Below are 11,871 nucleotides of genomic sequence, written 5' to 3'. Positions count from 1 at the left end.
GCGGTGCAGTCTTGCGGTGTGGTCACGTACGGGGGTGGCGATGTCTCGCTGGTTGGCCCCGAGTACGTTCACTGCTGCAAGAACGGCTCTGTAGTCGGCCTGATTGGCCTCCAGAGCCGCGACCCGCGCCTCAAGCTCTTCCAGCGTCGTCACCGGTGCATGCTATCCCGCAGATCAGTTCTGGCTCTGCGTCGAAGCGACGGGACGAACGCCCCGGTTGTTGTGGACGGTGCCAAATGAGTCCAATGCCTATGGGTTGGTCCGTCGACGTGAATGGGACGCGCGTTGTCGTACGTGTTTCCGGCAGGCCTGACGACGAGTTCGACCTCAGTGCCGAAGAAGCACGGGCGCTGAAAAACCAGCTGCATGTCGCATATCTGATTGCTCGGCGCACTCATCTTGCGGCTGCCGATCCGGAGCAACTCAGCACCGTGACCACTAAAGATCACTCAGTTGCAACGGCTACCATCCGGCCTCGAACGGCTCTGAACTGGACGTGGGTTGAGGAGTAAACAATGTTGGCGTGGGCTGCGCTAGTTTTCGCGGGGCTGATGGAGATCATTTATGCGGCTGCCTTGGAGAAGACGCATACATTCACTCGGCTGTGGCCGTCGGTGGTGTTCGTGGTCGGAGTTGCGCTAAGTATGGCCGGCCTTACGTATGCGATCCGTTCGCTGCCTCTGGGGACGGCTTACGCGGTCTGGGTGGGAATCGGCGCAGCAGGCACGGCGGTTTACGGCATGGTGGCGCTCTCGGAGTCGGCCAGTATTGCTCGTGTCGGGTGCATCCTTCTCATCATCGCCGGCGTCGTTGGGCTCAATCTTCTGCATGTGGCCGCCGCGGACTAGCGCGTTGATTCATTCGCTCCGAGATGCAACGAGACACAGAAGCTCATAAGTCATTTGGCTCCCGGCCGCCGATTTCCGATCTGGGGAGCGAACGGAGCCCAATGCCTGCGGGTTGGCGCGTTCAGGCGGTTGGCCGTTCGGTCCATTTCGAAGTCCCTGCTAGCGCCGCTAAGGGGGTGTTCCAGTTGGCACACTCTGAGGCGTTGGTTGCAGGCATTGCGCTCATTCGGGGTTCAGAACGTGCACGGGTGCTCGACAACACCGTCGATGACGACTTGGACGACGTCTCCGAGCCCAACGACGACACCGGGTCGAACCGTCCTGAATCCGACGCTGCGGGTCTTGGTTACGAGATCCGCGATTACTGATCGGAGCAGGGCGGGCCGGCTCAGATTGAAGCATGGTTGCCGGGTCGGCTGTGGCCTGCTGTACGCGCAGTGGGGCGCTACCAGCTGGCGGCATTGCGTTGGGGTGACGTCGACCTCGTGCAGACGAGCCTGCGAGTCGCGCGGGCGTTCTCGGAGGAGGCTGAACGTGGCCAGATGTCTCCGGTGAAGGATTACCAAGCGCGGACGGTTCCTGTTCCGGCGATTGTGTCGGAGGAACTGGCTACATATGGTGAAGGAAAGGAACCAGACCATTTTGTTTTTCCGTCCGCGAGTTCGACACCGCTCCGCAATTGCAATTCTCGCCGGGATGTCTTTGATGGGGCTGTCGCTGATGTCGGTCTGGAGATCACCCTGCACAACCTGCGGGATACCGCTGCATCCCTGGCCATCCAAGCCGGAGCTTCAGTAGTTGCGGCCGCGCGGTTGCTTGGCCACGAGTCGGCGGCAACGACGTTTAATCACTACGCTGCCCTCTTCCCGAGTGACCTCGATGACGTTGCTTTGCGCCTTGACGCAGCTGCGCGCAAGACTCTCCGAGAGAACTCGGCGGACGGGGCGGCAATGGCAGATCGGCGACGCTGGATCCCCAGTCACGAACTCCCGGAGACACTGCACGACCTGCCGCCCGACTCGGGCCTCCTCGATGAGGTCCGCCGGCACGTAGATGACGACCTTTTCGACGCTCATCATCTTCGCTGCCGCAGTGAGGAACACGAAAGTTGGCTGATGGCCAACCCTACGGCCGTCGAATTCATCGAGTCGTGGGCGGACAAGAATGCCGAGGATCTCGGACGCGGCGTTCAGGAGCGCCTGGCTGACGGACGGCTCCCTGAGGACCAGGCGGCACCATCCGATAACACAGAAGCACCGACCACACACCGACCAGAGAGGAGCAGAGAGGAGTAAGGCAGCCGCCTGGCAACCATCTCTGAACTGCACAAACGTTGAGTGCCCCCGGCAGGATTCGAACCTGCGACACCGGCTTTAGGAGAGCCGTGCTCTATCCCCTGAGCTACGGGGGCTGGGGACGTCTTTGAATACCTGACTAAAACCCTGGCGAGGCGCGATTTCAGCGGCTTCTTGGACATCCTGGTGCCGTGGTCGGCGTCGCGACGGTGGGCGTCGTGTTGTCGAGTCCGGCTGGTGTGAGTTTAGCTGGCGCGACGAATGCCACGCGACGCTTGGGCGTCCGTGGGCAGCTTGGGGCCGCTCGTCGTGGTGGCGGGGGTTACGCTGCTCGCTCGTCGGGGTGTCGTCGTCGGTGCAGGTAGGCCGCTATTGCGTTGCGGCCCAAAGCGAATCCGAGCATGACGGTCAGTTGGCGAACAGCGGAGTAGGCGATCATACGCCCGCCGTAGAGGGTGCGGTCGAGGGTGTTGTTGAGGCTTTCGGCGTCTTCGCGCCACCCGTAGCAGCGGTCGTAGATGCTGTCGCCATCCTCGGTTTTGACGTGCTGGCGCAGGTGCTCGGCCCGGTTGTAGCCACGCTTCTGGTCGTCGTCGGTGGTGTCAATGCGCTCTCGCTGTACGGTGCCGCACGTGGGAGTCGCGAACTCAATGTACCAGCGGTGATTTCCGTCGGCGTTGCGGCGCGAAAAGACTTTGGCGATCGGACACGGCTGCAGATGCTTTTCTCCGGTGTCGAGTATCTGGCGCTCACACATGCGTCCGTCCTGGGTCCACAGGTCGTGGACCTCGCCGCACGCACAGTCGAGAGAAGCGAATGCGGTGGCCTTGCGGGTGCCATCGTGGACGGGTGAGAGCACGGTTAGGCCGTGTTTCATGGCGTGGTCGATGTGTTTGCCGCGGAAGGCGCCGTCGTAGCAGACACCGTCGCATCGGATATCGGGGTCGGCGATGACGCGGTCGATCATGTCCACCGCTACGCGGGCTTCACCGCCGTAGCCCTTGCCCGCTGGCACGGCTCCGACGTCGAGGATGACGCGGTTGTTGCGGATGGCGTTGGGGCGGGTGGCCAGCATGGCGAACTTGATGCCGTAGCGGAATTCGGTGTCGTTCTCGCCGTTTTGGGCTTCGATGCCGGCGTTGACGTGACGTTCGCCGTGTTCGGCCCACCGGTCGGCGGTGGCTTTGCGGACCGGAGCGGCGACGACGGTGCCGTCACCAACCACGAATTGGCCCCGTGCCGGGTGGGTGTGCGAGACCGACCGGGTCGGGTCGAGGCAGCCGAGTTCCCGGGCGAGCCGGCGCGCGAGTGGGCGGAATGCGTCGAGCAGCACGTCGGCGTGCTCGTCGAGCAGCTGCTGGGCGTAGTTGTGGTGCCAACGCTGTGGTGGTTTGCGCTGCGCTTTTGGCGCGTGGTGCGCGGCGGCGTGATGGCGGATCGAGCGCCAGTACGCGGGATGGGCCATCGCGCGGGCGGCCTTGCTGTGCGAGCCCAGCACGCTCGCGAGGGCCTTGTGCAGCAGATGTACCCACGGCGGATAGTGCGGCCGCCGACCTGGACTGCCGGGCTCATGGATGGGCAGGGTTTGGGCGAGTTGATAGATCAGCTCACTAGAGGCGATGGCGTCGATGGTGTCGATCTCGAGCAGGGTGAGCTCATCGGGGCAGTTGCGACTGTGAAGGTCGCGTTGGCCGATCCGCTGCGCGCCGTAGGCTTGGGTTAGCTTGCTGGAGTTTGTCTTTCGGTTCATGGCGTGGCGCCCGAGTCGTGCCAGCAGTAGCCGATGAGGGCGGCGGTGGTGTCCAGCGAGGGCGAGCCGATGAGGCGGGCTGCGTCCTCGATACGGCCGGTGCGGTCGAACTCGCGGCGCGCGGCGTAGCCGGTCAGCGATGCGGGCCGTATCCCGTTGTCGTCGGATAGTCCGGCGCGGGTGAGGATGTCGCGCACGGTCACGCACACGCGGGCTTGTTTGTGGGCGTTGCTGCCAGCGGCTCCGGTGCACAACACCGGTGAGTGACGACCAGCAGGAAGTGTGCCGGTGAGGCGGGCGGCGCGTTCGGCAAGCACCCGCGCCGACCACCTGTCGAGCGCCAGGGTCCGTGGGCGATGTTTGCTTGAACCGTGTGCCCACACCGTCGCGGCTTGCGGGTCGATGTCGGCGGCGCTGATGTGGCCCAACTCGGCGGTGTGCGCGCCGGCCAGCAGCAATGCGGCGGTGGCGGCGTGCCTGGTTGGGGTGGCGTGTTCGGAGAATAGCCGTACCAACGCGGCTTCGTCATCAGTGAGTGGGCGCCGCCCCGACGATTCGCGGGCCGGGACGTCGATGTCGGTGGTGGGGTCATCGAGGGTTAGCCGCAACCGTCGGGCGGTGCGATAGAACGCGCGCAACGCGGAGCGCCGGTTGTGCATGGTCGCTATCGCCGCCTCCGACACCTCTCCGTGCCGCGTGCGGCCCTTGGCGGCAACAAATTTCGCGACCAACACAGGATCGACGCCGGCCAGCGTGGTGACGTCGTGCGCGGCGGCGAAGCGGGCGAACCGCCGGGTCAATAGACCGAACTTGTCGAGGGTCTGGGTGGCAAGCACGCCGTCGACGACCCACCCGCCGGTCACCGCCGCCACCGCCGCGCTCAAGCTGCCGTCAGCCATGGCCGGCCCCCAAGCCAGCGGCAACAGCAATTGCTCCCCAACGGTCACCACGCGTACACGCTGTCCGTGACATGTTCAGCATCCCGCCTCCGACCCAGGTGGTGCATGTATGCACCATTGGACCAGGGGGGTACGACAGATGGCCCGGACGCGACGGGGTCGCGAGATAGGGTGGGCGTGTGGCGCGCAGCAACGGCGACAAGCCGCCGGTGGCTTACGTGGTTCGCGGTGTATGGCCCGACGCCGATATCAAGCCCGATGCCCCGCCGTCGGCGTCTGCGGCGCAACAGTTGGCCCGCACGCTGGGGGCGGCGATGGCCGAGGCCGCGACCGGTCAGCGGGCACTGGCCGCGGCCAGCGGGGTTGCCCACACCACTATCGGGCGCATCTTGGCCGGCACGGTATTGTGCCACATCGGCTCGTTGGCTCGCCTGGAACACGCGCTGGGCCGGCGGTTGTGGCCCGAGCACGCAGACGCCGTCACCCGCCGCCGCTCCCTCGGGAAACGGGACGCCCGCAATCACCCTGCCGTGTGACACATGAGGCAGATTACAGAGTTGTTATCTGGTTGTGGCGGAACCGAGACCGCGTGTTGCGCTTGACTCGTGTTCCACGCGTCGGAACAATGGGGTTCGCGCGCACGCGCGCGTCAGCGTAGCGAGGGAGTGGGTGTGAAAGCCATGGCCAAGACCAGTAAGTCGCTGATCGACTTGATCGAGATCGCCGCCACGCGGCACGGGGGGGCGTCCGGACGCCGTCTGGCGGAGCTGGCGCAGTGCGCCGGCCACGATATCTCGCACGCCACGCTGAATCGCCTACGGCAGGGCACGTATGCCACCCGCCCGTCGGACGCGTCGATCCGGGCGATCGCCTACCTGGCCGATGTATCGGAGAACGCCGCGTTCGCGGCGGCGGCGGTGAGTGCACCTGCCGCTGTGGTGTATCAGCCTCCAGCCGAAGCGCAGCGGATGACGACCCGGCAGCGCAAGGCGATCGACGAGCTGATTCGCACGTTCGCCGCCGACGACAAACCGGCAGCGGCTGCGGGCCTGGACTTTGGTCGGCTGCTAGCCGCGCGGGAGTGCCTCAGTGCCGCGCTGAACGTCGGGGATGAGCACAGCGCGGCCACGCGGCTGGTCGAGGCGGCGCGCGAGGCGGTCGCCGGGATCGACGAGGTGATCGACGCGCTGTTCGCCGCGACCAGCGACCAAGACCCGGCCGATGACGAATCACGCTCGGATTTCACGGGATTCACCGCAGATAGCCCCGCCCGCGCGGTCGGGTGAAGCCAGCAGACGGCGCGGCAGGAGGGGCAATGGTGTGATTCCGGAATTGGAGCCACCCGGTGGGCTGCTGCCGCCCGGTCGCTACCGGGCAACCCGGGTCGAGGTCTATCAACGATTCGTCGACGGTCGCGGCGAGCACCGGCAGCGGGTGTGGCGGGACTGGGAGTCGGCGACCAGTCTGCTGGGCCGCCACGTGCACCTCAACGCCTGCTGGCTGTACGGACGGTTCCTCTCCGACGACCCCGAACCCGAGGTCGTGTCGTGTGTGTATTGGGCCGAGGACCTGGAGTTGTCCAAAGCCCAGCTTGACCCGGCCAGCGCCAACATCCTGCGAGCGTTCGCGCAGCGCGGTACGCTGCGCCGCATTGTCGGAGTGCAGGTGGATACTTCTGTCGTCGCCTGGCACTGCCAACCCGACCCCGAGATCGAAGATCGCTACCTGCCCCCGTACCTGGAGCGAAGAGGTCGCGTTGATGACTTTCTGCAGCGAACGCGTTGCGGCCCAATGGGTTCGCCGCCTGTGCGCGAGGACGCGCTGCCACGTTGCGGATATGTGGAGGTGATTGTCGATGACTACCAGTGAAGACGACATCGACCGAATGGAGACGGCGATCCTGGCGGCGATGACCGACGACGACACCCCAGCCTGGAGTACTCCCGATGACTTGTCCCGCATCAGCGTCGAAACCCTGATCGCCGACGACACCCTTGGGCGAACACTGCCGTCATGCGGCAACATCCGCATCAGCGGCGACGGCGTGAGCGGGGCATCGGCGCGGGTGTCTGAAGTCGCCCGCGTGATGGCCGGATTTCAACGCCTAGCCACAGCGGTCGGGGCAGCCCAACAGGGCGATAAGGCCCTTGGACGCCAACCCAACGCCGATGTGCGCCGCCGCACCGACCTGCTGCTGCGGGCCTCACCGGGGCCGGGATCGATCATCTTGACCGTCACCCCGGCCACCTCGCCGATCACCGAAACCGGCTACGCCGGCGGCAAAGTCGGCATGTTCGCCGAACTCGAAACCGACGACCAGCTGCTCGACACGGCAATCGGTGCGGCCATCGATGTGTTCACCGCCGGCAACGACATCGGGCCCAGCCCCGGGCAATCGAGGTTTGTCCAACAGCTCGCCGAGATGGGGCCGCGTACCGCCTCGGCCCTACGCGACTTCTCGAAAACGCTGGACCGCGCGGGATTCGACGTCGAAATCGACTGGCAGCAACCATCCCGCGCCACCCGCCGGGTCACCGTGTCGGCAACTTCCGCCGCCTACATCGCCGCCACCGTCGAAAACGCGAACCTAGACGAACAACCCGTGCAAATCGTTGGCGAATACCTCACCGTCAGCTCCGTACAGTCCTGGCTGATCCGCCGAGACGACGGGGAAACGGTCACCGTCAAAAGAGGCCGACTCGGCGAAGACGACCTGCGGGGACACGGAATGGCCATGCGGGTCCGTATCGATGCGATCATGAAAGTCGAAACCACCCCCGGCGGCGCTGTCAAAACCACCTACACCGCCCAAGCCGTACGCGGCCTCAGCAATGAATAGCACTGAAACACAGAACCACAACGTTCATCAGCAACGAGCGTGCCATGGCCTAGACGGCGCCCTGGGCGAGACCGACTGCCGAGTCCCGTCTGCGCCGCGGCGGACAGCTCTTTCATACGGCGGAAGCCGGGTGGCGTCGTCGGGCGCCGCGAATGACATCGTCCAGCCCAGCGCTCCACGCCCGCAGTTGGGCGGGGGAATCAAGAGGCTCGGGCAGCTGACGGTCGATGTGGCCTCGAAGAATGAGAGTACCCAGAATGAGGATGAGCGGGTTAAGGGCACCCCAGATCGAGTCCTCGTCTTGGCCGCCGCCGCCGCGGAACGCGGAGCGGCTGTGTAGCTGACCCCATTGCGAACGGCCGAAACCGAGCAGGAGATCGAAAACTTGCCGGCCTGACGGTTGGCCGTCGACGAGAAGCCGCGCCAGATAATCAACCGCGTCGGGGTGCTCGGCGATCAGCAAGGTCAGCCGAGACTTCAGATCAGCAACCGTATCGCCGGTGGGAGGCGACTTCGGAGCGGCCTGCGCAAGTATCGCAACCAGCTCCTCGTTGACGGCGGCGATGAGCGCTGACTTGAGCCCAAAATGATGCTGTACAAGCCCCACTGATACGCCAGCGGTGGCCGCGACCATGCGTAGCGACGCACCTGAGGACCCATGGGCGGCGAAACACTTCATCGCTGCTACACATATACGGCGTCGACCGTCGTCGGGTTCGGCGTCGACGTGCAACTCGGGAACCGCTGATGGCATAACTTAACCGTAGTATGAAACCGGCGAAGCGACCTAGCCGAATTTGACTCGCGTCGGTTATCCCAATATATCGAAATTTGACTGTGACGTTACGTCACATGTCCACCATGGATGTATGAGAGTCAAGGAGTTGGCAGACCTGGCGGGGACGACGGTACGCACTGTCCGCCACTATCACCAAGTCGGTTTGCTCCCTGTTCCGGCGGTACTGGGCGCGACGCGCGATTATGGGCTCGACCATTTGGCGCGGGTGTTGCGAGTCCGCTGGCTGGCAGGGTCGGGGATGCCTCTGCGTGCAATTTTTGACGCGCTGGGCGAGATGGGGTCTGCGCCGGGCGCCCCGGGCCTAACGGAACTGACTGCCACGCTGGCCGACATTAATCTGCGGATGGCCGAGCTCGCACGCCAGCGCGAGCAGGTCGCGGCTCTTGTGGAGCGTGCCCGCGCCAACGGCGAGGTGAATCCGCTGCCTCCGTCGCTTGCCCGGCTCTACGACCGCTTGATCCCGCGGCTGCCGTCGGAGCGGGCCCGCCGTGCCGCGGAGAATGAGCGCAAGGTCATGACGATTCTTGCGCTGCGCGGCATGATCCCGGACGGCCTGGAACGGCTCGCGGACGAATTCACCGACGAAGACGAGCGCGACGTCGAAGTCATGTACGTCGCATTCAGCGATCTCGCCTCGGCGTCCGGAGCCGCTGAGGAGGCGGCGGCCGCCCAGGTGCGTGATGCGGCGCTGCGCTTCGTCGACCGGCACGAGGAGACGGCCATTCAGATCCTTCGCTCGGTGCCGCGCGGAGTGGTCGGTGCCGCCACATGGACACTGGTGCGGCGGCTCGCGATGCTCGGATACCCCGCGCCGGCGCAGCGGAGGTTCCTCGACGCGGCACCCCAATTATTGGACGAACGCCCGCGCCTGCGCGCCGCGTTCAATGGTCGTCACGCGTGGGCGCTGCGATGAACCCGGTCGAAATCTGTGGCCTAGTCAAGCGATTCGGCCAGTTCGCCGCTGTCGATGGACTTGACCTCGAGGTGCGCCCGGGCAGCGTGCATGGTTTCCTCGGCCCGAACGGAGCCGGGAAGACCACCGCGATCCGTGCTCTGCTGGGCCTGTATCGGCGCGACGGCGGCACGGTCCGGGTCCTGGGCCGCGATCCCGCCGACGACGGACCGGCCGTAACCCGCCAGGTGTCCTACGTTCCGGGCGATGTCGCCCTGTGGCCGAATCTGACGGGCGCAGAGGTGCTCGACGCTTTGGCTGGGCTTCGGCAGTCCCGCGACGAAACCGCCGAGCGGACGCTGATCGAGCGATTCGCGCTCGACCCGACGCGGAAGGTTCGCACCTACTCCAAGGGCAATCGCCAGAAGCTAGCCCTGATCGCGGCGTTCGCGGCACCGACAGAATTGCTGGTGCTCGATGAGCCCACCAGCGGCCTGGATCCGTTAATGGAGCAGGAGTTCGGCGCCTGCGTCGGCGAGGCGGTGGCGCACGGCCGGGCGGTGCTGCTGTCCAGCCACATCCTCGGCGAGGTCGAGAACCTGTGCAGTGATGTCACAATCATCAAGGACGGTCGCCGGGTCGAGTCAGGCCCACTCGCGCAATTGCGGCACCTTGCGGCCACCACCGTGACCGCCAGCACTGACGGCGCGCTACCGCCGGAACTGCGGTCGGGCCTGCTTGCGTTGGGTCTCGACCCCAATCCCGACGGCCAGCAGTGTAGCTGTGCTGTGCCGCGCGACCTGGTACCCGATGTCCTCGGATTGCTCGCAACGCTGCGGCTCACCGACGTGACGTGTGCGCCCGCCAGCCTTGAGGATCTGTTTCTACGGCACTACGCGGTGGCCGCGCGATGACCGGAACGTTTCTCGTCGCGCGGTTGTTACTGCGCTGCAACCGATTTCGTTTGCTCGCGTGGCTGGTGCCACTGGTGCTTCTGGTCGCGATCACGGTGCCGGGGTATGCGCCCATGTATCCGTCGCTGGCCAAGCGCGAGCCGCTGGTGCGCCAATTGCGGGATACGCTCGCGACCAAGGTTCTGTACGGGAAGCTCCCGCTTCCAGGCACTCTCGGCCAGCTCGCGCAATGGGAGACTGGAACGTACATGGTGCTGCTGGTTTCCGTGATGGCGGTACTCCTGACGGTCGCACTCACCCGCAGGGACGAGGAACTCGGCTTCACCGAGATCGTTGAAGCTGCCGGTGTCGGGCGGTGGGCGCAGCCATGCGCCGCCGCGCTGGTGCTTGTCGGTTCGTTCGTGGTGCTCGGGGCGTCGGACGCCGCGGTGCTGGCGTTCGAGTCCATCGGGCACCCAGGCGATCTGACCGTGTCGGGCGCGGTATGTTTCGGCGCAGTCGTGACTCTCGTCGGTCTGGGTACAACAGCTCAGACGATGCTGCTCGCTCAGGTGCTCTGGGATGCGCATTCGGCAGCCAGGGCGGCTTGGACGCTGATTGCGATTTGTTTCGGTGCACGGGTCCTCGCTGACTTCACCCCGATGACATGGCTGCGCTGGAGCACCTGGTTCGGTCTTCGAGACCTCGTCCTGCCGTACACCGATGACCGCGTGGGCCCGCTGGCAGTGGCGACCGGAGGAGTGGTGGTGCTCGGGGCGCTAGCGGCGATCATGTACGCGCACAGGGAGTTCGGCGCTGGCCTGGTGCGTCCGCGTTCGAGCGGCACACGCAGACTCCGGGTTCGGTCCGCGGCCGGGCTCGCATGGCGGCTCGACCGTGGCCCGCTGCTGCTGTGGTTCTCACCGACTATCGCAGTCGCAGCGCTATTCGGCGGCATGAGTCACGGACTGATCGGTCTGCTACGCGACGACGCCAGTGCCGCGGGGGTATTGCGCACCATGACCGCATCAATCGACCCGGTGCGCCAATACTTTTCGTTCAGCTACATCTTCGTCGCGCTGCTCCCGATGATCTACGGAGCAGCGACCGTGCTGCGTACGCGCGCTGACGAACGCGCGGGTCTGCTCGATGCTGAGTTGGCGACCGGCGTGGCACGTTGGCGGCCATTGGTGGCCCGAACCGCCGAGGCCGGTGTCGGCGCACTCGGACTCCTCGTCGTGGGCTCGGCGGTGCAGGCCGCAATGGCCCTCGCGGCGTTGCGCGATGCACCGACGGCACCGACGGGCGGCGCTACGCGTTGGGCGTTCTGGGCTCCGCTGACGCAAGCCCCGGGCGTGCTTGCCGCCGTCGGTCTCGCCTGCGTCGCGGTGGGCGCGGCGCCCAAGCTGACGGGCGCGGTGTGGGCGGCCGTCGCCTGGAGCGGATTCGCTGTCCTGCTCGGGGCGCTCGCCCGAGTGCCGCTCAGTGCGCGACGCATCGCACTACTGGGGCATCTCCCCGCTCATCCTCCGGCACTAACCGCCTCGGCGTTATTGCTGACGGGGCTGTGCGTTGTGGCGGTATCCGCCGGGTGGGTGGCGATGCGCAACCGCGACGTCATCGTCGGCTGATCGGCGCACGCCCGGGTAGCGCTAT

General features: G+C 65.8%; 12 protein-coding genes, 1 tRNA gene and 1 pseudogene. 9 read left to right on the top strand and 5 right to left on the bottom strand.

The window, feature by feature from the left end; translation table 11 throughout:
* Nucleotides 1-153: pseudogene (locus ABDV69_RS18330) on the bottom strand (hypothetical protein); the annotation flags it as partial.
* Between the two features lie 365 nt (nucleotides 154-518).
* On the opposite strand from ABDV69_RS18330, the gene ABDV69_RS18325 reads away from it, so the two are divergent.
* A complete protein-coding gene (locus ABDV69_RS18325; RefSeq protein WP_343576939.1) occupies nucleotides 519-848 on the top strand; it encodes an SMR family transporter in 330 nt (109 codons plus the stop codon).
* Between the two features lie 437 nt (nucleotides 849-1,285).
* A complete protein-coding gene (locus tag ABDV69_RS18320) occupies nucleotides 1,286-2,143 on the top strand; it encodes a site-specific integrase (protein ID WP_343576937.1) in 858 nt (285 codons plus the stop codon).
* 43 nt (nucleotides 2,144-2,186) lie between these two features.
* Here the strand turns inward: ABDV69_RS18320 and ABDV69_RS18315 are convergent.
* The 3 genes from ABDV69_RS18315 to ABDV69_RS18305 form a co-directional block, all read right to left on the bottom strand.
* Nucleotides 2,187-2,259, bottom strand: a tRNA-Arg gene (locus tag ABDV69_RS18315).
* Nucleotides 2,260-2,465: 206 nt separating this feature from the next.
* Nucleotides 2,466-3,893: a hypothetical protein gene (locus ABDV69_RS18310; protein ID WP_343576936.1), complete on the bottom strand. Its 1,428-nt coding sequence runs from the start codon at nucleotides 3,891-3,893 to the stop codon at nucleotides 2,466-2,468.
* Nucleotides 3,890-4,843, bottom strand: a complete 954-nt coding sequence (locus ABDV69_RS18305) for an integrase (RefSeq protein WP_343576933.1) — start codon at nucleotides 4,841-4,843, stop codon at nucleotides 3,890-3,892. Before ABDV69_RS18305 ends, ABDV69_RS18310 begins: the two co-directional genes overlap by 4 nt.
* Nucleotides 4,844-4,971: 128 nt before the next feature.
* On the opposite strand from ABDV69_RS18305, the gene ABDV69_RS18300 reads away from it, so the two are divergent.
* The 4 genes from ABDV69_RS18300 (at nucleotide 4,972) to ABDV69_RS18285 (ending at nucleotide 7,631) form a co-directional block, all read left to right on the top strand.
* On the top strand, nucleotides 4,972-5,328 hold the full coding sequence (locus tag ABDV69_RS18300) for a helix-turn-helix transcriptional regulator (protein ID WP_343576931.1): 357 nt from the start codon (nucleotides 4,972-4,974) through the stop codon (nucleotides 5,326-5,328).
* 144 nt (nucleotides 5,329-5,472) lie between these two features.
* Complete coding sequence (locus tag ABDV69_RS18295) at nucleotides 5,473-6,078, top strand: hypothetical protein (protein ID WP_343576930.1); 606 nt, start codon at nucleotides 5,473-5,475, stop codon at nucleotides 6,076-6,078.
* 34 nt (nucleotides 6,079-6,112) lie between these two features.
* Nucleotides 6,113-6,661, top strand: coding sequence for a hypothetical protein (locus ABDV69_RS18290; RefSeq protein ID WP_343576929.1), 549 nt, complete (start codon nucleotides 6,113-6,115; stop codon nucleotides 6,659-6,661).
* Complete coding sequence (locus ABDV69_RS18285) at nucleotides 6,648-7,631, top strand: hypothetical protein (RefSeq protein WP_343576927.1); 984 nt, start codon at nucleotides 6,648-6,650, stop codon at nucleotides 7,629-7,631. The genes ABDV69_RS18290 and ABDV69_RS18285 overlap by 14 nt, the downstream gene beginning before the upstream one ends.
* Nucleotides 7,632-7,743: 112 nt before the next feature.
* Here ABDV69_RS18285 and ABDV69_RS18280 read toward each other — a convergent pair whose 3' ends face one another.
* Entirely contained in the window at nucleotides 7,744-8,310 is a 567-nt protein-coding gene (locus ABDV69_RS18280; protein WP_343576938.1) for a helix-turn-helix domain-containing protein, read from the bottom strand.
* Between the two features lie 190 nt (nucleotides 8,311-8,500).
* Here ABDV69_RS18280 and ABDV69_RS18275 point away from each other — a divergent pair, with 190 nt between their 5' ends.
* From ABDV69_RS18275 to ABDV69_RS18265, 3 genes are read left to right on the top strand one after another with little or no spacing between them, the layout of a single operon-like run.
* Entirely contained in the window at nucleotides 8,501-9,343 is an 843-nt protein-coding gene (locus tag ABDV69_RS18275) for a MerR family transcriptional regulator (protein ID WP_343576925.1), read from the top strand.
* A complete protein-coding gene (locus ABDV69_RS18270; RefSeq protein ID WP_343576924.1) occupies nucleotides 9,340-10,236 on the top strand; it encodes an ABC transporter ATP-binding protein in 897 nt (298 codons plus the stop codon). Before ABDV69_RS18275 ends, ABDV69_RS18270 begins: the two co-directional genes overlap by 4 nt.
* A complete protein-coding gene (locus tag ABDV69_RS18265; RefSeq protein ID WP_343576923.1) occupies nucleotides 10,233-11,846 on the top strand; it encodes a hypothetical protein in 1,614 nt (537 codons plus the stop codon). Before ABDV69_RS18270 ends, ABDV69_RS18265 begins: the two co-directional genes overlap by 4 nt.
* Nucleotides 11,847-11,871: the final 25 nt, after the last annotated feature.

The organism is Mycobacterium sp., assembly GCF_039583785.1.
GTDB lineage: Bacteria > Actinomycetota > Actinomycetes > Mycobacteriales > Mycobacteriaceae > Mycobacterium.
This window is presented reverse-complemented; position numbering and strand designations above follow the sequence as displayed.

What these genes read in the sequence shown, in the direction of transcription:
- ABDV69_RS18310 (WP_343576936.1), bottom strand. Translation starts at nt 3,893, where the DNA reads ATGAACCGAAAGACAAACTCCAGCAAGCTAACCCAAGCCTACGGCGCG.
- ABDV69_RS18295 (WP_343576930.1), top strand. Translation starts at nt 5,473, where the DNA reads ATGGCCAAGACCAGTAAGTCGCTGATCGACTTGATCGAGATCGCCGCC.
- ABDV69_RS18285 (WP_343576927.1), top strand. Translation starts at nt 6,648, where the DNA reads ATGACTACCAGTGAAGACGACATCGACCGAATGGAGACGGCGATCCTG.
- ABDV69_RS18280 (WP_343576938.1), bottom strand. Translation starts at nt 8,310, where the DNA reads ATGAAGTGTTTCGCCGCCCATGGGTCCTCAGGTGCGTCGCTACGCATG.
- ABDV69_RS18275 (WP_343576925.1), top strand. Translation starts at nt 8,501, where the DNA reads ATGAGAGTCAAGGAGTTGGCAGACCTGGCGGGGACGACGGTACGCACT.
- ABDV69_RS18270 (WP_343576924.1), top strand. Translation starts at nt 9,340, where the DNA reads ATGAACCCGGTCGAAATCTGTGGCCTAGTCAAGCGATTCGGCCAGTTC.
- ABDV69_RS18265 (WP_343576923.1), top strand. Translation starts at nt 10,233, where the DNA reads ATGACCGGAACGTTTCTCGTCGCGCGGTTGTTACTGCGCTGCAACCGA.